Origin of the sequence: Denitrificimonas caeni (assembly GCF_905120345.1) — a bacterium.
Taxonomy (GTDB): domain Bacteria; phylum Pseudomonadota; class Gammaproteobacteria; order Pseudomonadales; family Pseudomonadaceae; genus Denitrificimonas; species Denitrificimonas caeni_A.
Map to the genome: position 1 here is coordinate 138,942 of NZ_CAJHOA010000003.1, position 21,420 is coordinate 160,361.

General features: G+C 48.9%; 21 protein-coding genes. 14 read left to right on the forward strand and 7 right to left on the reverse strand.

Features of this window, described 5'->3' with window-relative positions:
* Nucleotides 1-15: 15 nt before the first annotated feature.
* The 5 genes from ileS to JYJ62_RS06805 all read left to right on the forward strand — a co-directional run bounded on the left by ileS (nucleotide 16) and on the right by JYJ62_RS06805 (nucleotide 6,121).
* The gene (gene ileS / locus JYJ62_RS06785; protein ID WP_205341456.1) at nucleotides 16-2,847 is read left to right on the forward strand and encodes an isoleucine--tRNA ligase; all 2,832 of its coding nucleotides are present in this window, start codon (nucleotides 16-18) and stop codon (nucleotides 2,845-2,847) included.
* Between the two features lie 30 nt (nucleotides 2,848-2,877).
* The gene (gene lspA, locus JYJ62_RS06790) at nucleotides 2,878-3,399 is read left to right on the forward strand and encodes a signal peptidase II (protein WP_205341457.1); all 522 of its coding nucleotides are present in this window, start codon (nucleotides 2,878-2,880) and stop codon (nucleotides 3,397-3,399) included.
* Nucleotides 3,392-3,835 carry an FKBP-type peptidyl-prolyl cis-trans isomerase gene (fkpB, locus tag JYJ62_RS06795; protein ID WP_420042821.1) on the forward strand — a complete coding sequence of 148 codons (444 nt, stop codon included), beginning with the start codon at nucleotides 3,392-3,394 and terminating at the stop codon, nucleotides 3,833-3,835. Before lspA ends, fkpB begins: the two co-directional genes overlap by 8 nt.
* Before the next feature lie 18 nt (nucleotides 3,836-3,853).
* Nucleotides 3,854-4,801: a 4-hydroxy-3-methylbut-2-enyl diphosphate reductase gene (ispH, locus tag JYJ62_RS06800; protein ID WP_205341458.1), complete on the forward strand. Its 948-nt coding sequence runs from the start codon at nucleotides 3,854-3,856 to the stop codon at nucleotides 4,799-4,801.
* A gap of 198 nt (nucleotides 4,802-4,999) precedes the next feature.
* Complete coding sequence (locus JYJ62_RS06805) at nucleotides 5,000-6,121, forward strand: beta-ketoacyl-ACP synthase III (protein ID WP_205341459.1); 1,122 nt, start codon at nucleotides 5,000-5,002, stop codon at nucleotides 6,119-6,121.
* Nucleotides 6,122-6,175: 54 nt separating this feature from the next.
* Here the strand turns inward: JYJ62_RS06805 and JYJ62_RS06810 are convergent, their stop codons facing one another.
* The gene (locus JYJ62_RS06810) at nucleotides 6,176-6,406 is read right to left on the reverse strand and encodes a DUF2798 domain-containing protein (protein WP_205341460.1); all 231 of its coding nucleotides are present in this window, start codon (nucleotides 6,404-6,406) and stop codon (nucleotides 6,176-6,178) included.
* A gap of 92 nt (nucleotides 6,407-6,498) precedes the next feature.
* Between JYJ62_RS06810 and JYJ62_RS06815 the strand changes: the two genes are divergently transcribed.
* The 5 genes from JYJ62_RS06815 (at nucleotide 6,499) to accC (ending at nucleotide 10,650) form a co-directional block, all read left to right on the forward strand.
* Complete coding sequence (locus JYJ62_RS06815; protein ID WP_205341461.1) at nucleotides 6,499-6,810, forward strand: NGG1p interacting factor NIF3; 312 nt, start codon at nucleotides 6,499-6,501, stop codon at nucleotides 6,808-6,810.
* Nucleotides 6,811-6,931: 121 nt separating this feature from the next.
* Nucleotides 6,932-8,215 carry an OprO/OprP family phosphate-selective porin gene (locus tag JYJ62_RS06820; protein ID WP_205341462.1) on the forward strand — a complete coding sequence of 428 codons (1,284 nt, stop codon included), beginning with the start codon at nucleotides 6,932-6,934 and terminating at the stop codon, nucleotides 8,213-8,215.
* A 158-nt stretch (nucleotides 8,216-8,373) separates the two neighbouring features.
* Nucleotides 8,374-8,811 carry a type II 3-dehydroquinate dehydratase gene (gene aroQ, locus JYJ62_RS06825; protein ID WP_205341463.1) on the forward strand — a complete coding sequence of 146 codons (438 nt, stop codon included), beginning with the start codon at nucleotides 8,374-8,376 and terminating at the stop codon, nucleotides 8,809-8,811.
* A gap of 28 nt (nucleotides 8,812-8,839) precedes the next feature.
* Nucleotides 8,840-9,289, forward strand: a complete 450-nt coding sequence (accB, locus tag JYJ62_RS06830; RefSeq protein WP_205341464.1) for an acetyl-CoA carboxylase biotin carboxyl carrier protein — start codon at nucleotides 8,840-8,842, stop codon at nucleotides 9,287-9,289.
* Between the two features lie 17 nt (nucleotides 9,290-9,306).
* Nucleotides 9,307-10,650, forward strand: a complete 1,344-nt coding sequence (gene accC, locus JYJ62_RS06835; protein WP_205341465.1) for an acetyl-CoA carboxylase biotin carboxylase subunit — start codon at nucleotides 9,307-9,309, stop codon at nucleotides 10,648-10,650.
* A 91-nt stretch (nucleotides 10,651-10,741) separates the two neighbouring features.
* On the opposite strand, the gene mutL is transcribed toward accC, so the two are convergent.
* Genes mutL through JYJ62_RS06855 form a run of 4 tightly spaced genes read right to left on the reverse strand, consistent with a single transcriptional unit; the run spans nucleotide 10,742 to nucleotide 15,351 of the window.
* Complete coding sequence (gene mutL / locus JYJ62_RS06840; RefSeq protein WP_205341466.1) at nucleotides 10,742-12,619, reverse strand: DNA mismatch repair endonuclease MutL; 1,878 nt, start codon at nucleotides 12,617-12,619, stop codon at nucleotides 10,742-10,744.
* On the reverse strand, nucleotides 12,619-14,025 hold the full coding sequence (locus JYJ62_RS06845; protein ID WP_269751401.1) for an N-acetylmuramoyl-L-alanine amidase: 1,407 nt from the start codon (nucleotides 14,023-14,025) through the stop codon (nucleotides 12,619-12,621). Before JYJ62_RS06845 ends, mutL begins: the two co-directional genes overlap by 1 nt.
* A gap of 19 nt (nucleotides 14,026-14,044) precedes the next feature.
* Nucleotides 14,045-14,512 (reverse strand): tRNA (adenosine(37)-N6)-threonylcarbamoyltransferase complex ATPase subunit type 1 TsaE, encoded by a 468-nt coding sequence (tsaE, locus tag JYJ62_RS06850; RefSeq protein WP_205341468.1) that lies wholly within the window; start codon nucleotides 14,510-14,512, stop codon nucleotides 14,045-14,047.
* Nucleotides 14,500-15,351 (reverse strand): NAD(P)H-hydrate dehydratase, encoded by an 852-nt coding sequence (locus JYJ62_RS06855; protein ID WP_205341469.1) that lies wholly within the window; start codon nucleotides 15,349-15,351, stop codon nucleotides 14,500-14,502. Before JYJ62_RS06855 ends, tsaE begins: the two co-directional genes overlap by 13 nt.
* 60 nt (nucleotides 15,352-15,411) lie before the next feature.
* Between JYJ62_RS06855 and queG the strand changes: the two genes are divergently transcribed.
* From queG to JYJ62_RS06870, 3 genes are all read left to right on the forward strand, one after another.
* Nucleotides 15,412-16,470 (forward strand): tRNA epoxyqueuosine(34) reductase QueG, encoded by a 1,059-nt coding sequence (queG, locus tag JYJ62_RS06860; RefSeq protein ID WP_205341470.1) that lies wholly within the window; start codon nucleotides 15,412-15,414, stop codon nucleotides 16,468-16,470.
* Nucleotides 16,471-16,621: 151 nt separating this feature from the next.
* Nucleotides 16,622-17,101, forward strand: a complete 480-nt coding sequence (locus JYJ62_RS06865) for an MFS transporter (RefSeq protein ID WP_205341471.1) — start codon at nucleotides 16,622-16,624, stop codon at nucleotides 17,099-17,101.
* A gap of 11 nt (nucleotides 17,102-17,112) precedes the next feature.
* Complete coding sequence (locus tag JYJ62_RS06870; protein ID WP_205341472.1) at nucleotides 17,113-17,883, forward strand: class II glutamine amidotransferase; 771 nt, start codon at nucleotides 17,113-17,115, stop codon at nucleotides 17,881-17,883.
* A gap of 183 nt (nucleotides 17,884-18,066) precedes the next feature.
* Here JYJ62_RS06870 and JYJ62_RS06875 read toward each other — a convergent pair whose 3' ends face one another.
* Nucleotides 18,067-19,245 (reverse strand): vWA domain-containing protein, encoded by a 1,179-nt coding sequence (locus JYJ62_RS06875; RefSeq protein ID WP_205341473.1) that lies wholly within the window; start codon nucleotides 19,243-19,245, stop codon nucleotides 18,067-18,069.
* A 73-nt stretch (nucleotides 19,246-19,318) separates the two neighbouring features.
* On the reverse strand, nucleotides 19,319-20,161 hold the full coding sequence (locus JYJ62_RS06880; RefSeq protein ID WP_205341474.1) for an AAA family ATPase: 843 nt from the start codon (nucleotides 20,159-20,161) through the stop codon (nucleotides 19,319-19,321).
* Nucleotides 20,162-20,377: 216 nt separating this feature from the next.
* On the opposite strand from JYJ62_RS06880, the gene cysK reads away from it, so the two are divergent.
* Nucleotides 20,378-21,352 (forward strand): cysteine synthase A, encoded by a 975-nt coding sequence (gene cysK / locus JYJ62_RS06885; RefSeq protein WP_205341475.1) that lies wholly within the window; start codon nucleotides 20,378-20,380, stop codon nucleotides 21,350-21,352.
* Nucleotides 21,353-21,420 lie beyond the last annotated feature (68 nt).

Consider the following 21,420-nt stretch of genomic DNA (forward strand, 5'->3'; position numbering starts at 1 on the left):
TGACTTGGAACCAACATGACCGACTATAAAGCGACGCTTAACCTGCCGAAAACGGCATTTCCGATGAAGGCAGGCCTCCCCACCCGTGAACCGCAAATGCTGGCGCACTGGGATAGCATTAACCTGTATCAGAGAATGCGTCAGATTGGCGAAGGTCGGCCTCGTTTTATTCTGCATGATGGCCCTCCGTATGCAAACGGCAATATTCACATTGGTCATGCGGTGAATAAAGTCATTAAGGATATGATTGTGCGCAGTAAAACCCTTGCTGGTTTTGATGCGCCGTATGTGCCCGGTTGGGACTGTCACGGCCTACCGATTGAACACAAAGTTGAAGTCACCCACGGTAAAAACTTACCGGCTGATAAAGTGCGTGAGTTGTGTCGTACCTATGCTGGTGAGCAGGTTGAAGGTCAAAAAGCTGAGTTTATTCGCTTAGGCGTGGTGGGCGACTGGGATAATCCGTATAAAACTATGGATTTTGCCAACGAAGCTGGTGAAGTGCGTGCATTAGCGAAAATGGTTGAAGGTGGTTTTGTTTTTAAAGGTCTGAAACCCGTGAACTGGTGCTTTGACTGCGGCTCGGCCTTGGCTGAAGCGGAAGTTGAATACCAAGACAAACGCTCAGAAGCCATTGATGTGGGCTTTAACAGCGCTGATTTAGTCAAGCTGGCACACGCCTTTGCCTTGCCAGACATTACTAAAAACGTACAAATCGTGATTTGGACCACTACGCCATGGACTATTCCAGGTAACCAAGCACTGAACGTGCACCCCGAAGCAATTTATGCGCTGGTCGACGTCGGCGATAAAATTTTGCTGCTGGCTGATACGTTGGTTGAAGAAAGCTTGGCGCGTTACGGCCTCGAAGGCGAAGTGATTGCTCGTGCCAAGGGTGAAGCTTTAGAGCTTTTAGAGTTTAACCATCCATTCTATGAGCGTGTCGCGCCAGTTTATTTGGCGGATTATGTTGAGCTGGATGCCGGTACCGGTATCGTTCACTCTGCGCCTGCTTATGGTGAAGATGACTTCTACACCTGTAAACGCTACGGCATGAGCAATGATGACATTATCAGCCCAGTGCAAAGTAATGGTGTCTATGTGACCGATCTGCCATTTTTTGGCGGTCAGTTTATTTGGAAAGCTAATGCCAGTATCGTTGAGAAGCTTGCAGAGGTGGGTGCATTACTTAAGCATGAGACGATAGAGCACAGCTACATGCACTGCTGGCGTCATAAAACTCCACTGATTTACCGTGCTACGGCGCAGTGGTTTGTTGGTATGGATAAACAACCCGAGCAAGGTGAAACTTTACGTGTTCGCGCATTAGCGGCCATTGAGGAAACAGAGTTCACTCCATCTTGGGGTAAAGCCCGTTTACATAATATGATTGCTGGCCGTCCAGACTGGTGTATTTCCCGTCAACGTAACTGGGGCGTGCCGATTCCATTTTTCTTGCATAAAGCCACTGGTGAGCTGCATCCGCGCACAGTCGAATTGATGGAAGAGGTGGCGCAGCGTATTGAAAAAGCAGGCATCGAAGCCTGGTTTAAACTGGATCCAGCTGAGTTGCTGGGTGCCGAAGCGGCTGATTACGATAAAGTCACCGATACTCTTGATGTCTGGTTTGACTCCGGTACTACGCACTGGCACGTGTTACGTGGTTCGCACCCATTAGGGCATGAACACGGGCCGCGTGCTGACTTGTATTTGGAAGGTTCAGACCAACACCGCGGCTGGTTCCACTCATCCTTGCTGACAGGTTGTGCGATTGATGGTCACGCGCCCTACCGTGGTTTGCTCACTCATGGTTTTACCGTGGATGAGAAAGGCCGCAAGATGTCTAAATCGTTGGGCAACGTTGTCGCGCCACAAACCGTCACCAATAGTTTAGGTGCTGATATTTTACGGCTGTGGGCTTCGTCTGCAGACTACTCTAGCGAAATGGCTGTCTCTGACACTATTTTGCAGCGCAGTGCTGATGCTTACCGCCGGATCCGTAATACCGCGCGTTTCTTATTGTCGAACTTGGATGGTTTTAATCCAGCGACCGACTGTGTGCCTGCTGAGCAAATGATTGAGCTGGACCGTTGGGTGGTTGATGCTGCAGCGCGTTTGCAAGATGAAATCACTCAAGCCTATGACGAGTATCGTTTCCATAATGTCTATCAAAAAGTGCATAACTTCTGCGTGCAAGAGTTGGGTGGTTTTTATCTAGATATTATTAAAGACCGCCAATACACCACGGGTGAGAACAGCTTGCCACGTCGTTCGTGCCAGACTGCGCTGTACCATATTGCCGAAGCCTTGGTGCGCTGGATTGCGCCAATCTTGGTGTTTACTGCCGATGAGATTTGGCAGCATATCCCCGGTGAGCGTAATGAATCAGTGATCCTTAATACTTGGTATGAAGGCTTATCGCGTCTGCCGGCCGATAACACATTAAGCAGCGCTTACTGGACTGAGCTGATGGCGGTTAAAGTTGCCGTCAATAAAGAGTTAGAAAATCAGCGTAACGCCAAAGTGATTGGCGGTAACTTGCAAGCGCAAGTGACGCTGTACGCGGATGCGACGTTGGCGGAAAAACTCAATCGTTTAGGCGATGAACTGCGCTTTGTACTGATTACCTCAACCGCGCAAGTGGCTGATTTAGCCCAAGCCCCTGTCGATGCAGTGGACACAGAACTGGAAGGTCTAAAACTACATATCAGTAAGTCTGAACAGCCTAAGTGCGCGCGTTGCTGGCACCACCGTGCCGATGTTGGCTCAGTCGCAGCACATCCTGAGGCTTGTGCGCGTTGTGCCGATAACCTGGATGGTAAAGGTGAAGTGCGTCACTATGCGTAACTTGTACGTGACCGATGGGAGTGCAAGCTAATGGCGGCACGTTTTGGCAAGCTGGCGTGGCTCTGGATCAGTCTAGTCGTGATTGCGGCAGATCAGATCAGTAAGCATTGGTTTGTCGCTAATCTTAATATGTATGAGCAGATTGTGCTGATTCCCGATCTGTTCAGCTGGACCTTAGCCTATAACCGTGGCGCGGCGTTTAGTTTTTTAGCCAATGAAGCCGGTTGGCAGCGTTGGTTTTTTGCCGTGATCGCTTTGGCGGTTAGTGTGGTGTTAGTGGTTTGGCTGAAACGACTTAAGGCCAATGAAACGTGGCTGGCGATTGCTTTAGCGTTGGTCTTAGGGGGGGCGATTGGTAATTTATATGATCGCGTCGTCTTAGGACATGTGGTTGATTTTATTTTAGTGCACTGGAAAACCGAGTGGTATTTTCCAGCTTTTAATATTGCCGATAGTGCTATTACGGTGGGCGCCGTGATGCTCGCGTTAGATATGTTTCGCGGCAATAAACCAGCAAACAATGCTGTAACTGGAGCGCAGAGCAATGAGTGAACAACGTATTGGACAAAACAGCAAAGTAACCTTGCACTTTGCTTTGAAGTTTGACAGTGGTGATGTGGTCGATAGCAATTTTGACAAAGATCCCGCGACCTTTACTATTGGTGATGGCAGCTTATTACCTGGTTTTGAGCGAGCCTTATTTGGCCTTAAAGACGGCGATCAGCGCAGCTTTGAAATCCTCCCAGAGCAAGGCTTTGGCATACCCAATGAGCAAAATGTACAGACTATGCCGCGTAGCCAGTTTGATGATATGGAGTTGGATTATGGTGTACTGGTGATCTTTAAAGATGCCGCTGGCGGTGAAATGCCTGGCGTGGTTAAAGCCTTTAACGATCAACAAGTGACCATTGATTTTAACCATCCGCTAGCCGGAAAAGTCATCACCTTTGATGTGGCAATCATTACGGTGCAAAACAGCACCCTGTAACTGTAGAAGGCGGTATTGATGCGCATTAAACTAGCAAATCCACGTGGTTTCTGTGCCGGTGTTGACCGAGCCATTGAAATTGTTAACCGTGCGTTAGAGGTTTTCCAGCCGCCGATCTACGTGCGTCATGAAGTGGTGCACAATAAGTTTGTGGTTGAAGATTTACGTGCACGTGGTGCGGTATTTGTGGAGGAACTGGATCAAGTACCGGATGACAATATCGTTATTTTTAGTGCGCATGGTGTCTCTAAAGCGGTGCGCGATGAAGCCGAACGTCGTGGTTTGAAAATCTTTGATGCGACCTGTCCGTTGGTGACTAAAGTGCATTTGGAAGTTGTGCGCTATAGCAATGAAGGACGTGAGTGCGTGTTGATTGGCCATGCTGGTCACCCAGAAGTAGAGGGCACCATGGGGCAATATGACCCGCGTCATGGTGGACATATTTATCTGGTGGAAGATGAGGCCGATGTGGCGACTTTGCAGGTCAAAGTACCTGAGTGCTTAGCCTTCGTTACGCAAACGACTTTGTCGATGGATGATACCAGCCGTGTTATTGATGCCTTAAAAACACGCTTTCCAGCAATCAGTGGACCACGTAAAGACGATATTTGCTATGCCACACAAAACCGCCAAGATGCAGTCAAGGAACTGGCGAGCGTCTGTGATGTGGTTTTAGTCGTTGGCAGTCCTAACAGTTCGAACTCCAACCGCTTGCGCGAGCTCTCTGATCGTATGGGCACACCAGCCTATTTGGTTGATGGTGCCGAAGATTTAAAACCTGAATGGTTTTCTGAGCATGCTGTGGTTGGCGTCACTGCTGGTGCTTCAGCGCCAGAAGTGTTGGTGCAAGGGGTGATTGAGTGTTTGCGTGGCTGGGGTGCGCAAATGACTGAAGAGTTGGAAGGCCGTCCGGAAAATGTCACTTTCTCCATGCCCAAAGAATTACGTGTTGTCGCTGTTGATTAGTCAACAACGACACGTCTCAATGTCGAGCAGAGAGAAGTATTGATCGCTGCCTTTTGACGCGCTTTTAGCGTCGTCACTCAAGCTTTTAAAGCGTGACGATGTCAGTCTATACTGTATTTTATTGATTAAGTGTTGCCTGCGGATATTGGGCAGCGTCAACACCGCCGCACGCTGCGCGGCTTATCTCGAGGATTGACCATGAAGAAAGTTGTAATCAGCGGCACAGGCCTATTTACCCCTGCCCAAAGTATTTCCAATGATGAGTTGGTTGAAGCGTTTAATGCTTGGTCTCAGCAATTTAACGCTGAACATGCGGCAGAAATTGCTAGCGGTGAAATTGAAGCTAAACCTGAATCAAGTTCAGCCTTTATTGAAAAAGCTTCGGGAATTAAAAGTCGCTTTGTGATTGATAAAGCGGGCATCTTAGATCCTCAGCGCATGAGACCACGGATTCCTGAGCGCTCCAATGATGAGTGGGGGATTCTCTGTGAGATGGCTATGGTTGCCGCTAAAGAAGCGTTGCAGCGCTCGGGTCGCAGCGCCGCTGATATTGATGGCGTTATTGTTGCCTGTTCAAACTTGCAGCGTGCTTATCCTGCCGTCGCGATTGAAGTGCAAGCCGCTTTAGGTATTGAAGGTTTTGCCTATGATATGAACGTTGCTTGTTCGTCGGCGACCTTTGGTATGCAAGCGGCAGTCAATGCTATTCAAGCCGGTCAAGCGCGTGCAATCTTGATGGTCAACCCTGAGATTTGTACGGGTCACCTGAACTTCTGCGATCGTGATAGCCATTTTATTTTTGGCGATGCGTGCACCGCCGTGATTTTAGAAGACGCAGAGCTTGCGCTGTCTAAACATCAGTGGGAAGTTGTGAGTACTAAGCTGGTGACTCAGTTTTCCAATAATATCCGTAATAACGCTGGATACCTCAATCGTTGTGCTGACGAAGGCGTTGGCGCCGTTGATAAGCTATTTGTGCAAGAAGGCCGTAAAGTTTTCCGCGAAGTTTGCCCAATGGTTGCCAGCTTAATTGCTGAGCACCTAGACAGTAACCAAATTGATGTACAAAACGTGCAGCGTTTTTGGCTGCATCAAGCCAATCTGAATATGAATTTGCTGATTACTCGTAAGTTGTTGGGTCGTGACGCAAGCGCATCTGAAGCGCCAGTGATTCTAGATACCTATGCCAATACTAGCTCAGCAGGCTCAGTGATCGCGCTGCATTTACATCAAGATGATCTGAGCGCCGGTGCGATTGGTGTGCTGAGCTCATTTGGTGCTGGCTACTCAATCGGCAGTGTTATTTTGCGTAAGTGCTAAAAAGTATCATAACGCCTGCCGTCACTTGAACTGCAGGCGTTGTTATACTGGCTTTTAAGCGAGCGTCTTGATGCGTTTAGCAACAATTCTTTGTATACGCGGCGCACCAAGCATAATCAGGGTGAAAGCGATCGGCCAAGCAATATAAAAGGCTCTAAACCAGCGCAGTGTAAAGCCCTCGCTAATACCCGTATTCGCCCAAGTAATCACAAAAGTCATTGCTGTTACCATATAGATCGACATCAAAATAGCAAAAACCAGTGGTGCAAAGCGCGGTGCTATCACAGGGTTACTCTCCAGGATAAATTTGATTCGATTATAGAGCGTTTTTGTACAATACTCATCCATAGACTACGCGTACAGCTATGGAGAAGGTTATGTACAGTTTGTTTTTTTATGTTCCTGAAACGCATTTAGAAACCGTTAAAGCCGCTGTATTTGCTGCTGGTGCTGGCACTATTGGTGATTATAAACACTGCTGCTGGCAGGTGCTCGGCCAAGGACAGTTTCAACCGATGGCTGGTAGTCAGCCGTTTATAGGGCAGCAAAACCAGTTAGAAAAAGTCGCTGAGTGGCGCGTTGAGCTGGTGGTTGATGCAGCGCATATTAAATCAACTGTTGCTGCTCTTAAGGCTGCGCATCCCTACGAAGAGCCGGCTTATGCAGTGCATTCACTGGACTGTTTTTAGCTGCACTGTCACCTAAACGTCATGTTTTAGTCACCCAGTTGTCATCAGCCCTTGCCAATATCCCCTGTAACACAATGCCTTACACCGCACTGTGTTTTTGCCAATATAAGGGGAGTTCTCAATGATTTGCACGCAAAAAAATGCAGGTGCCTACAGCGCTTCTGCTGCTAGTGTTCTAGCTCTACTGGTTTCAGCACATGCTTCGGCAGGCTCAGTGATAACCGATGGCCCTGATATCACTATCAAAACCAAAGGTGGCTTTGAAGCGGCTGCGGTTGATAAGTCTTTTTCATTTAAGTTGGGCGGTCGTATTCAAGCTGACTTTGACCAGTTTGATGGTATTTATACGAAGAACGGTAAGAGCGCTAACGAGGCGTATTTTCGTCGAGCCACGTTAGAGTTATCCGGTAATGCTTACCATCATTGGCAATATGCTTTTAAGCTGAATTTTGCCGAAGACGGCAGCAGTAAGTGGGATGAAGCTTCTATTGCTTATGCAGGCTTCAAGCCTGTGCAGCTAAAAGTTGGTCGTTTTGATCCTGATTTTGGTTTGGAAAAGGCTACCAGTTCTAAGTGGATTAGCACCATTGAACGCTCGATTATTTATGACGCGGGTGATTGGGTTAATGATAAGCAAGACGGTATGGGCGTACAGGTGAGTGGTACCGTCAGCATGTTTTATGGTTCGGCTGGCATCAATCGAGCTAAAAACAACGAAGACGCCAATGGCAATAACAATAATACCTACAATCTGCGTGGTGTGATTGCACCCATGGCTGAGGCGGGTAATGTTTTGCATTTTGGACTGAGTTATGCGCAGCGTAGTACCGAGGACTTTGATGGGCGTATACGCTCACGCCTAGGGGTACGCGGCACGACTGAAGACACTAAAAATGGTAACCGTCCAACGTTTGCCAGTAGCAGAGCGGGGCAGTTTGATAATGATAGTGCTTGGGGCTTAGAAGCCGCGTATGCGTTGGGTCCGTTCTCGGCGCAAAGCGAATATTTGCGTCGTAATATTACTGCAAAATCAGGCTCGATAATGAAAGATCGGCAGGTGGATGGGTATAACGTGCAGCTTGCCTATACTTTGACCGGTGAGGCGCGCGGTTATAAGTTGGCGGGGGGGAAGTTTGACAGTATCAAACCGAGTAACAAGCACATCGGAGCCTGGGAGTTGGTGTATCGCTACGATCATTTAACCGTTACTGATGCTGACCTGGATACCTCTGGCCGTTTTTATGACACTAAAGCTAAAGTCCATACGTTGGGTATGAATTGGTATGCCAATGACTCGATAAAAGTATCGGCAAACTATCTAACAGTGAATGCTGATCAAGTTGCCAATGCGGCCAATGATGACAGTGGTGATGGCATCAGTTTGCGTGTGCAATACGTCTTTTAACGGTGCAATAGTGCTGTAGTCGATGATCCTCCTTTTAACCTCGCTTTGGCGGGGTTTTTTATTTATATCAATAAAATCTGCTTTTTTATATGCAATTGCTGACAATGCCTGCAAAAATAGGCATATTCATTCTTGATGTTTTAAGGTTAGAATTTTCGATGGCTTCTTTTTTAGTTTTGCATGGTCCTAACTTAAACTTATTGGGTACGCGTGAGCCAGACGTGTATGGCGCAACAACCCTAGAGCAAATCAATCAAGGTTTGGTTGAGCAAGCACAGGCTGCGGGGCATCAGCTGTGTTACTTACAAAGCAACGCAGAATATGTGCTGATTGAGCGTATTCATGCCGCTCGTGATGAGGGAATTGACTGTATTATTATTAATCCAGCGGCTTTTACTCATACCAGTGTCGCATTGCGTGACGCGTTGCTTGCTGTGAGCATCCCATTCTTTGAAGTGCACCTCTCTAACGTGCACAAGCGAGAACAGTTTCGTCATCACTCCTACTTCTCTGATGTGGCGGTGGGTGTGATTTGCGGTCTAGGTGCTAGCGGTTACCGTTTCGCTTTAGACGCAGCATTTGAACATATTAAATAATAACCTCTCAATTTTGGAGTCAAGGTCGATGGATATTCGTAAAGTTAAAAAACTCATTGAACTGCTAGAAGAGTCTGGCATTGATGAATTAGAAATCCACGAAGGCGAAGAGTCTGTTCGCATCAGTCGCCACAGCAAACAAATTGCGCAACAACCTATTTATGCGCCAGCGCCACAAGCAGCTCCTGCACCGGTTGCAGCACCTGCAGCAGTTGATGCAGCACCTTCTTGCCCTAAATACAATGGCACCGTTGCGCGCTCACCAATGGTCGGCACCTTTTACCGTGCAGGGTCACCGGACTCTGAAGATTTCGTAACTGTGGGTCAGACGATTAAAAAAGGCGATGTGCTATGCATCGTTGAAGCAATGAAAATGATGAACCACATTGAAGCAGAAGTCGGTGGCGTGATTGATTCTATCCTAGTCGATAATGGTCAGGCGGTTGAGTATGACCAACCCTTATTCACCATTGTCTAACGACCTAGGAGTTTACAATGTTGGAAAAAGTCTTAATCGCTAACCGTGGTGAGATTGCGCTACGTGTTTTACGCGCCTGTAAAGAGTTGGGAATTAAAACGGTCGCGGTGTATTCCACTGCAGACCGCGAACTGATGCACTTATCCTTAGCTGATGAGACCGTGTGCATTGGTCCAGCGCCAGGTGCACAGTCGTATTTGCATATTCCGGCTATTATTGCCGCCGCTGAAGTGACTGGCGCTACCGCTATTCACCCAGGCTATGGTTTTTTAGCTGAAAATGCTGACTTTGCTGAGCAAGTTGAAAATTCTGGCTTTACCTTTGTGGGCCCGAGTGCTGCAGTGATTCGTATGATGGGTGACAAGGTCGCGGCTAAAGCAGCGATGATTGCCGCCGGTGTACCTGTCGTGCCAGGCTCTGAGGGCGCATTGCCTAAAGATGAAGAGCAAGCTTTAGCGATTGCCCGCGAAGTCGGTTACCCAGTTATCATCAAAGCCGCTGGCGGTGGTGGTGGACGTGGTATGCGTGTGGTTCATAAAGAAGAAGACTTGATTCGTGCGGCGACTTTAACGCGCAACGAAGCCGCGCAATTCTTTGGCAACCCAGTCGTGTATTTGGAAAAATACCTCGGCAACCCACGTCACGTTGAGATTCAAATCTTAGCTGATGGCCAAGGCAATGCGATTCATTTAGGTGACCGTGATTGTTCTTTGCAACGTCGTCACCAAAAAGTGATCGAAGAAGCACCGGCACCTTTTATCGATGAAGAAGCACGTCAACGTGTCTATGCACGTTGCGTGAAAGCCTGTATCGATATTGGTTATAGCGGCGCGGGTACCTTTGAGTTCCTCTACGAAGACGGCAACTTCTACTTTATTGAAATGAATACCCGTATTCAGGTTGAGCATCCGATCACTGAAATGATCACCGGTGTTGATCTTGTTAAAGAAATGCTGAGTATTGCCTCGGGTAATAAGCTTTCTATTAAGCAAGAAGATATCGTGATGCGTGGCCACTCGATTGAGTGCCGGATTAACGCAGAAGACCCTGATAACTTTATGCCAAGCCCCGGTAAGGTGAAGCACTTCCATGCGCCTGGTGGTAATGGCGTACGCGTTGATACTCATCTATACAGCGGCTACAGCGTGCCACCAAACTATGACTCGCTGATTGGTAAGGTCATTACTTGGGGCGCAACACGTGAAGAGTCGATGGCACGTATGCGTAATGCTTTGGATGAAATCATTATTGATGGCATCAAAACGAACGTACCGTTGCACCGCGATTTGTTGAATGACAAAGGTTTCTGTAAAGGTGGGGTGAATATTCACTACCTTGAGAAGAAGCTAGGCATGCAGTAAGTCGAGTGTCTTAACAAAAAAGCCGATCTTTTGATCGGCTTTTTTGTATCTGTAAAGTATGTCATCGAGTGGCTTAATTTGCGTGGCAGATTTAGCGACCGCGCAAGAAGAGTTTATCCAGTTCATCCATACCCAGCTGAGTCCACGTAGGGCGGCCGTGGTTGCATTGTCCGCTGCGTTCAGTGGTTTCCATGTCGCGTAGGAGGGCGTTCATCTCTAGCAACGTTAGGCGGCGGTTGGCGCGCACCGCGCCGTGGCAGGACATGGTTGCCAGCAGTTCATTGGTATGCGCTTGAATTCGATCGCTGCTGCCGTATTCCATTAAGTCAGATAAGACATCACGCACAAGTTCGGCGGCATCGGCTTGCTTGAGTAGGGCCGGGATCTGGCGAATCGCTAGGCTTTCTGGTCCTAAGCCTTGCAGTTCAAAACCCAGCTGGGTAAACCATTGCGCATGTTGTTCTGCACAATCGACCTCGCGCTCACTGAGCGCGAGAGTTTCTGGTACCAAGAGCGGTTGACCGCGTAAACCTTCGTTAGCCATCGCAAGCTTCAGACGCTCGTACATCACCCGTTCATGCGCTGCATGCATATCAACTAGAACAAGGCCCTGTTGGTTTTCCGCGAGAATATAAATACCTTTGAGCTGAGCAATGGCAAAGCCTAACGGTGGGATTTCTTCTTGCGCTGTTTCAGCTAAATTATCCAAAGGTTGGGCGAATGCTTGATAAGCCTCCTGATATTTCTCGGGCGCGCGTGTCGGCTGCATCGGCGGCTGACCGTAACTGCTTTTGCTAAAGCTAGCCGGTTGCGCATTGGGTTGAAATGCAGGTGCAGGGCTGGGCGTATTGCTCAGTGGGATATGCCCTTGTGGACCAAACTCGCCGGCGTCTAAACCGCTAACGGCAGGCTGCGCATGCAGGTTGAGGGTGCTGGCTGGCTCCAGTTTATCTTCCGGGCGTACATCGGCAATTGCACGATGCAGTGTGCCGTATAGAAAATCATGCACACTGCGGTTTTCCCGAAAGCGTACTTCATGTTTGGTGGGGTGTACGTTGACATCAACCGTAGCGGGATCTAATTCTAAGAACAGTACAAAAGCCGGTTGACGGCCACCGTACATCACGTCGCGGTAGGCTTGACGTATGGCGTGGCCGACTAATCGATCGCTGACCACGCGGCCATTGACGTAAAAGTGTTGCATATCGGCTTTGCTACGGGAAAACGTCGGTAAACCCACCCAGCCCCACAGGTGCAAACCATTACGCTCAACATTAATCGGCATGGCTTGTTCTAAAAAGGCATCACCACACACCGCAGCAATACGTCGTGCTTGCGAGACTTCATCATTCGCTGGGTGCAGGGCAAGAATGCTTTTGCCGTTGTGGCGCAAGTGAAAAGCGACATCGAAACGTGCCAGTGCCATACGCTTGATCACATCTTGTAAATGATCAAATTCGGTTTTTTCAGTACGCAGGAATTTTCGTCGAGCAGGCGTGTTAAAAAATAAATCACACACCTCAACTGTGGTGCCAACCGGATGCGCAGCGGGTTGTACACGTGGATGCATATCTCGGCCTTCCGCTTCCACTTGCCAGGCTTGTTCGGCGTCGGCGGTGCGTGAGGTCAGGGTCAAGCGTGATACGGAGCTGATTGAGGCGAGTGCTTCGCCACGAAAACCGAGACTGGCAACGCCTTCTAAGTCTTCTAAGATAGCAATCTTGCTGGTGGCATGCCGAGCCAGTGCCAGTGGTAGTTGATCAGAGGCGATGCCATGACCATCATCTCTAATTTGTAAGCGCTTAACGCCGCCTTGTTCAACCTCAATATCAATGCGCTTGGCACCGGCATCGAGACAGTTTTCTAACAGCTCTTTAGCAACTGATGAGGGTCTTTCGACAACTTCACCGGCGGCTATTTGGTTAGCTAAGCGCGGGCTCAGTAGATGAATGGCACGTACGTCAGTCATTATTGTCCTGCTAAAGTTGTGGCCGGTATGGAGAGGATCTGACCTATTTTCAGAGCGTCACTGCTGAGTTTGTTCGCGCTGCGCAATTGTGCAAGGCTGATTTGGTAACGCTGTGATAATAAAGCGACAGTTTCACCGGAGCGCACCACATGTTCACGTGGGCCAATAGCGAGTTTGCCTGAATCGCGCAGCCAAGCAACATAGCTACCTGGTGGTGGGTTTTGTTGGAAAAATTGGCGAATACCCGAATGAATAGAGCGTGCTAAGGTTTGCTGATGACTTCTATTGGCGAGCTTTTTCGATTCACCCGGATTGCTGATAAAGCCTGTTTCTACAAGGATAGATGGCATGTCTGGCGATTTGAGTACCATAAAGCCTGCCTGCTCCACACGCTTTTTGTGCAGCGGGGTGATGCGGCCCATATTGCTCAGTACTTTTTGGCCGACATCAAGGCTTGAAGATAAAGATGCCGTCATCGACAGGTCAAGCAACACGCCGGCGAGCATGGCGTCTTTATCATCTAACTTAACATTGCCCGCACCGCCAATTAAGTCGGAACGGTTTTCACTGTCGGCCAACCAGCGTGCAGTCTCTGAGGTAGCGCCACTGTCGGACAAAGCAAACACTGACGCACCAAATGCAGCCGCCCGTGGTGCTGCATCAGCGTGAATAGAAACAAATAAGTCCGCACCTTTCTTGCGGGCAATTTCGGTGCGACGACGCAGTGGAATAAAGTAATCACCGGTGCGCACCAGTTCTGCTCTAAAGCCTTTTTCAGCATTGATTTGTCGTTGCAGTTCTTTAGCAATCATCAAAACCACATTTTTTTCACGTATACCACCAGGCCCTATAGCGCCTGGGTCTTCACCACCATGGCCAGCGTCAATAGCAATCACTACATCGCGTTTGCTCGAAGCGGGTAGTCGTGAGAGTTTACTGGGCAGCGAGGCTGCTGGTGCGCTAGCCGGCTGACGCACGGGGTTATTAGCCATAGGCGCTGTAGTGTTAGGTACGCTATCAAATAAGTCGACGACTAGGCGGTGACCGTATTGCTGATTTGGCGTTAAGGTGAAACTTTTAGGGCTGACTTGTGACGATATATCGAGAACAATACGTAATTGATCTGGACCTTGGCTACCGGTACGTACTTGTGTGATGGGTGATTTACCACCGGTTAAACTGTTCAGTTGGGTCAGTAACTTGGCTTGCTTGATATCAATAACGATACGGTCTGGCGCACTGAGGGTAAAAACACTGTGCTCAACAGGACCAGTGAGATCAAAAACTAGGCGAGTGTTATCCGGTGCACGCCACAGGCGCACACTGTTAATTTGGCTCATTGCAAACGCTTGTAAAGGTAAGACAATACAGACAACTAAAGCAGCTAGTAACGATTGTATGCGCACGGGTATCCTCACTATATGTTTAAGTTAGAGTTGCCAAAGCAACGCACCAACTTTTGCCGCGTGTACTGAATGGTAATAGTCGCACAATTCGCCCCGTATTATGAGCTTTTATCGTGATTTCGAGGTCAGGTTGCGGTAAATAGCCTTTACCTTGCTGGGGCCATTCGATTAAACACAGATCATCGTCGGCAAAGTAATCACGAATTCCTAAGTATTCCAATTCTTCAGGATCGCTTAAACGGTAAAGGTCAAAGTGCCATACACGTAGTTCACCGATTTCATAAGGCTCGACTAAGGTGAACGTTGGGCTTTTTACTGGCCCCGAATGCCCGAGACCACGTACGATGCCGCGAGATAAGGTGGTTTTTCCGGCACCTAAATCGCCCTCTAGGAACAAGACACCATGCCCTGCGGTTTGTTCAGCCAGAGCATGACCCAGTCGCGTCATTGCCTCTTCATCCTCTATATATAACTCTACGCCTGACATGGACTGTGTTCCTCTAATAGTTGTCGAATAGCTTGGCACATGTCGCTGGCCACTAGACCGCGGCCTTGGTTGGCCAGTTGCTCGCCAGCACAGGCATGTAGCCAAACGGCTAAACACGCTGCTGAGTCAGCCGTTAAACCTTGCGCTAAGAGCGCGGCAATCACTCCGCTGAGTACATCACCAAAACCTGCACCTGCCATGACTGGATGGCCACGCTCAACACAGGATAGCTCACCGGCCGGCGTCGCAATCAGTGAGTGATGGCCTTTCAGTACGGTAACTGCATTATAGCGTTGCGCCAGCGCCAATGCAGCTGTGCAGCGATCCGATTGGACCTGTGTTGTGCTTATATTGAGTAAGCGTGCGGCCTCGGCGGGGTGCGGGGTTAGAATGCAGTGTTCAGGCAGGTGACAGAAACCTTGAGCGAGCAGATTGAGGGCATCGGCATCCCATACTTGCGGTATGGTCTGTTGCGCGGCGCAGCTGAGCAGTGCGCGCGACCAAGATGACTGACCTAAACCTGGACCGACGACGAGGACGCTGGCGCGTTGTAAGGGTGCGCGCAGCTCAGCGCTGGAGCGTACAGCGCAACTCATTACTTCCGGTAAACGGTTTAAAGCCGCACTAATATGCTGCTCACGAGTGGCCAAGCTAACCATACCGGCACCGCAACGTAACGCTGCTTGTGCGCTGAGTAAGCCCGCGCCACCCATACCTAAATCGCCGGCAATCACTAACACATGACCCAACTGGCCCTTGTGCGTATTCATTGCGCGTGGAGCAAGGCGTGTAAGATTATCAGCAGATATACTGCGCACTGGCTTATTATGAGTCATCATTATTTGCACCAATGGTTAATCAGTAAGTAATAGTATAACAATTTTTAGGGGTGGAGTTGAATGTCATCGGCGCAGATTGATCTGATTGCACTTACCGCATCGATTCGTGATTGGGCTGCACAGTTAGGTTTTCAGCAGCTCGGTATTACCGATATCGATCTGAGTGACGATGCTGCGCGGCTGAAGGCTTATTTAGACGCTGGCTATCATGGTGAAATGGCCTATATGGCGGATCATGGCAGTATGCGCTGGCGCCCTGCGGAATTGGTGCCGGGTACCGTGCGGGTGATTTCTGTACGCATGGATTATCTACCTGACGATACGCAAATGGCGCAGCTGTTGGCGCAACCTGAACAGGCCTATATCTCGCGTTATGCGCTGGGGCGCGATTACCATAAGTTGATCCGCAAGCGTCTACAGCAGTTGGCGGAGAAAATCACTGCAAGCATCGGTCCATTTGGCTACCGCGCTTTTGTGGATAGTGCCCCTGTATTAGAAAAACCGCTGGCGCGCAAAGCGGGGCTGGGCTGGGTAGGGAAAAACACCCTGATCTTAAATCGCCAAGCCGGCAGTTGGTTTTTTCTCGGCGAGTTATTTGTTGATATACCCTTGCCAATCGATACGCCGAATGATCGTGATCATTGTGGCAAATGTACCGCGTGTTTAGAGGTATGTCCGACCCAAGCCTTTGTCGGTGCGCGCGTATTAGACGCACGGCGTTGTATTTCCTATCTGACCATTGAGCTCAAAGAGGCGATTCCTGAAGAGCTGCGACCGCTGATCGGTAATCGTGTATTTGGTTGTGATGATTGTCAGTTGGTCTGTCCATGGAACCGTTTTGCTAAGCCCACCCAAGAAGATGATTTTCAGCCACGACATGCTTTAGATAACAGCAGTTTAGCGGAGTTGTTTATGTGGACTGAGGAGCAGTTTTTGACCCGTACCCAAGGTTCGCCGATTCGCCGTACCGGTTATGAGCGTTGGCTGCGTAATCTGGCGGTGGGTTTGGGCAATGCACCCTCGACCATTCCTGTATTGGAAGCACTTAAAGCGCGTCTTGAGTACCCTTCGGAATTGGTCCGTGAGCATGTGCGCTGGGCGTTGCTGCAGCATCAATAGGTCGTTGTTCTGGGCAGATTGTCTTGCCAAACAAACGACGTCTGACTGACACCTGTGCTGAATTCAGGCATGGCGTTGTCGACTCAAGCTAAATATCTTAAAAATCGTTATGATAGGTGTCTCTTTAAACCTTCTAGTGCTTTGAAATATCATGACAGAAAACGATTATCAGCTGGCTTGGGGCATTTATGCCGTATCTGCTTTGGGCTGTTTGCTTGCGTGTTTTTATTTTACTGGATGGATGTGGCGTTATTTGCGTGAGCCGTTGCGCGTACTGGCCGCCATTATCTTATTTACGCCAACAGTGGTTGACCCTTCGCGTGATTTTTATGCGCCTGCGATTGCGATGACGGTGATGGATCTGTTGTTTAAAGTCAGTAATGACGCGTGGCGTTCAGTCGCTGACTTATTGATTTATGGTGCTATGGTCTTTGCTGTGTATGCAGTATTTATTATGTTACGAGTGCTGTTGACGCGCAAGAAGCGCAAAGCCCATAAAGACTCTCAACGGCAAGGCTCTGCGCATCGGGATTCATCGCAAGAACCAGAGCTGGAATCTGAGTTAACCTTGCAGCAAATGCTCAATTTAGAACGAGATAATCAGCCCGCTGCTCTTGTTGCGCGCCGCTAGGAGACGATGTTATGTGTGAGTTGCTCGGGATGAGCGCCAATGTCCCAACCGATGTGGTATTTAGCTTTACTGGGTTGATGCAGCGCGGCGGACGTACTGGCCCACACCGTGATGGTTGGGGGATTGGTTTTTACGAGGGGCGCGGTTTGCGCTTATTTCAAGACCCGCAAGCCAGTGCTGATTCGGAAATTGCCCGCTTGGTGCAGCGTTATCCGATTAAAAGTGAAACGGTCATTGGTCATATTCGCCAGGCCAATGTCGGTATCGTCAGTTTAGCCAATACTCATCCTTTTATGCGCGAGATGTGGGGGCGTAATTGGTGTTTTGCGCATAATGGGCAGATGGCTGATTTTACTCCGTCTGTGGGGATGTATCAGCCGGTCGGCGATACCGATAGTGAAGCAGCTTTTTGTGATCTTTTAAATCGTTTGCGTGCTGCGTGTAGCAGTGAGTGCAGCATTGAACAGTTGTTACCGGTCATTGTGGCAGCGTGTCAAGAATACCGTAGCAAAGGTGTATTTAACTGTTTGCTGAGTAATGGTGATTGGTTGTTTAGTTTTTGCAGTACTAAGCTGGCGCATATCACCCGCCGCGCACCTTTTGGCCCAGCGACCTTAAAAGATGCTGATATGAGTGTGGATTTTCATGCGGAAACCACGCCCAATGATGTGGTGACTGTGTTGGCCACTGAACCGTTGACTGACAATGAGCGCTGGACCGTTTATGCGCCGGGTGAATGGCGCTTGTGGCGTAATGGCGAGACTGTTGCACAAGGTTGTTAGTTTTTTCTTTATTTGATCATCGCGTATGACGCAGCGCACTAGTATCACTCTTCGTCCCGCCCCAAGTCGGGCGCTACGCCATCCATGGCGACGCTTACCGTGACACTAGCACGCTGCTTGTTGACCTATGATGTTGTTGTCCAGTTCGCAGAAAAAACAGCACGACATGTACAGAACTGATTTTTACTTCGCCAAATACCGCATACCTTCTTCCAGTCCTTCAATGGTCATGGGATACATTTGATCCTCAATCAGCTCACGAACCATTTTGGTGGATTGGGTATAATCCCAGACGTTTTTTGGATAGGGGTTGAGCCAGATGATCTTTTTAAACTTGTGCATAAAACGCTGCATCCAGACATAGCCCGCTTCATCATTCCAGTGCTCAACGCTGCCGCCAGGTTGGGCTATTTCGTAAGGTGACATAGAGGCATCACCGACGAAAATCACTTTATAGTCGGCACCATAGGTGTTCAGCACATCTTGCGTGGCGATACGTTGTTCGAAACGGCGTGAGTTGTTTTTCCATAAACCTTCATAGATAAAGTTATGGAAGTAGTAATACTCCAGATGCTTGAACTCAGTTTTACACGCGGAAAACAACTCTTCACTGATTTTCACGTGTTCATCCATTGAGCCGCCAATATCAAATAGAATTAGCAATTTAACCGTGTTGCGGCGCTCGGGGCGCATTTGGATATTGAGTAGACCGCCATCGCGCGCGGTATGATCAATGGTGCCGCTGAGATCAAACTCATCCTCAGCACCTTGGCGGGCAAACTTACGCAAACGGCGCAGAGCCACTTTAATATTACGCGTGCCAATTTCGACTTGATCATCCAGATCTTTATACTCACGTTGCTCCCAGACCTTAACCGCCTTACCTTGGCGCTCGCCATCATTGCCGAGGCGAAAGCCTTCAGGATTATAGCCGCCGGAACCAAAGGGGCTGGTGCCACCGGTGCCAATCCATTTGTTACCGCCTTTATGCTTACCTTTTTGTTCTTCCAGACGCTGTTTAAAGGCTTCAATCAGCTTATCAAGGCCGCCCAGTGATTTGATTTGTTCACGCTCTTCAGGGCTGAGCGAGCGTTCAAACTCACGGCGCAGCCATTCATCCGGAATTAAAGCCTCAATATGCTGGTCGAGGTTCTCAATGCCTTTGAAGTAGGCGGCAAAGGCGCGATCAAACTTGTCGTAATGGCGCTCATCTTTAACCAAAATCGCTCGGGCTAAATAATAGAACTCATCCATATCGGCAAACACGATGTTGTGTTTCAGCGCATTGATTAAGTCCAACAGCTCGCGCAGCGAAACCGGTACTTTCGCGGCGCGCATTTCATTAAACAGATTAAGCAGCATGGCTACAGACCTCTTCGGTAAAAGGTGCAGCGGGATAGCTTAAGCAGGCTAAGCTCCCGTGCAGCACATGTGGTTAGCGGTTGCGGCGGCTCATAAAGGCCAAACGCTCCAGCAGCATCACATCTTGCTCATTTTTAACCAAAGCACCGGCCAATGGTGGGATCGCTTTGGTGACATCGCGTTCGCGCAGCACTGCTTCGCCAATATTGTCGGCCATTAACAGTTTTAACCAGTCAACCAATTCGCTGGTTGACGGTTTTTTCTTCAGACCTGGCACTTTGCGCACATCAAAAAACACATCCAACGCTTCACTGACCAAGGACTGGCTGATATTGGGGTAATGCACATCGACGATTTTTTGCAGCGTGTGACGATCGGGGAAGGCAATGTAGTGGAAAAAGCAGCGGCGTAAAAAAGCATCCGGCAGCTCTTTTTCATTATTGGAGGTAATGATAATAATGGGGCGGTGTTTGGCCTTAATGGTTTCATCGGTCTCGTAGACGTAAAATTCCATTTTGTCGATTTCTTGCAGCAGGTCATTGGGGAATTCAATATCAGCCTTGTCGATTTCATCAATCAGCAATACGACTCGCTCGTCTGCCTCAAAGGCTTCCCACAGTTTGCCTTTATTAATGTAGTTACGCACATCATGAACTTTGTCAGCGTTGAGCTGTGAATCGCGCAAACGGCTGACCGCATCATATTCGTAGAGACCTTGATGCGCTTTGGTGGTCGATTTAATATGCCAAGTAATTAAGCGGGCACCAAAGGATTCCGCTAGCTGCTCGGCTAGCATGGTTTTACCCGTGCCGGGCTCACCCTTGACCAGTAGTGGTCTTTCTAGGGTAATCGCGGCATTGACCGCCAGTTTAAGATCATCTGTTGCAACATAGGATTGAGTACCAGAAAACTTCATAGCAAACCTCTGCACGACCTGCGCGTTATTGTTGTAAGTAAAATGAGTAAATGGGTCTAATTAGGTGGCTTACTATACCTTGCTCGCCTTGAATTTGTGAACGGAAGAGCTTTTCGAGTCATTATTTGCGCAATGACTCGTGTAAATCAGACTGGACGCTAGGCGCGCAGGGCTTTACGCTCGTAATAATAAAAATCATTAATTGAGGAATTACCAATGAGCCGAATTTATGTCGATAACGCCCAGAGTGTCGGTAACACACCTTTAGTGCAGATCAATCGCTTGGGTCCAAAAGGCGTCACCATTCTTGCTAAAATAGAGTCACGCAACCCCGCTGGCTCAGTGAAGTGCCGTATTGGCGTCAGCATGGTGCAGGCTGCTGAAGCATCTGGTCTACTTAAGCCTGGTGTGACCATGGTTGAACCCACCTCTGGTAATACCGGTATAGGCTTGGCTTTTGTTGCGGCCGCTCGTGGCTATAAGTTGATCTTAACGATGCCGTCATCAATGAGCTTGGAGCGGCGCAAAATTCTTAAGGCCTTAGGTGCAGAGTTGGTGCTGACTGAGCCTGCTAAAGGTATGAAGGGTGCGATTGACAAAGCACATGAGATTGCCGCGACTGATCCGGCAAAGTACTTAGTCCTGCAACAGTTCGATAATCCAGCTAATCCGGATGTGCATGAGAAAACCACCGGCCCAGAAATTTGGCGTGATACCGATGGAGCTGTCGATGTTTTAGTCAGTGGTATCGGTACTGGTGGTACGTTGACCGGTGTTTCGCGTTATATTAAAAACACCTGTGGTAAGCCTATTCTTTCAGTCGGTGTCGAGCCAACCAACTCGCCAGTGATTAGCCAAGTCTTAGCCGGGCAGGAAGTTGCACCCGCGCCGCATAAAATTCAAGGTATTGGCGCAGGTTTTGTACCTAAGAATCTTGATTTAAGTATGCTTGATCAGGTCGAGCTGGTCACCGATGACGAAGCTAAGCAAATGGCACTGCGCTTGATGCGTGAAGAGGGTATTTTGTGTGGCCTATCTTGTGGCGCGGCGATGGCTGTCGCAGTACGCTTGGCGGAGCACCCTAATATGCAAGGCAAAACCATTGTCGTGATTCTGCCGGATTCGGGTGAGCGCTATTTGTCGAGCATGTTATTTGATGATCTGTTTACTGAGCAAGAGCTGGCGCAATAAGGTAATAAGGGTTATTAGCTGATGCATACGGCAGACGGTTTACAGTTATGCCGTATATCTATTGATGG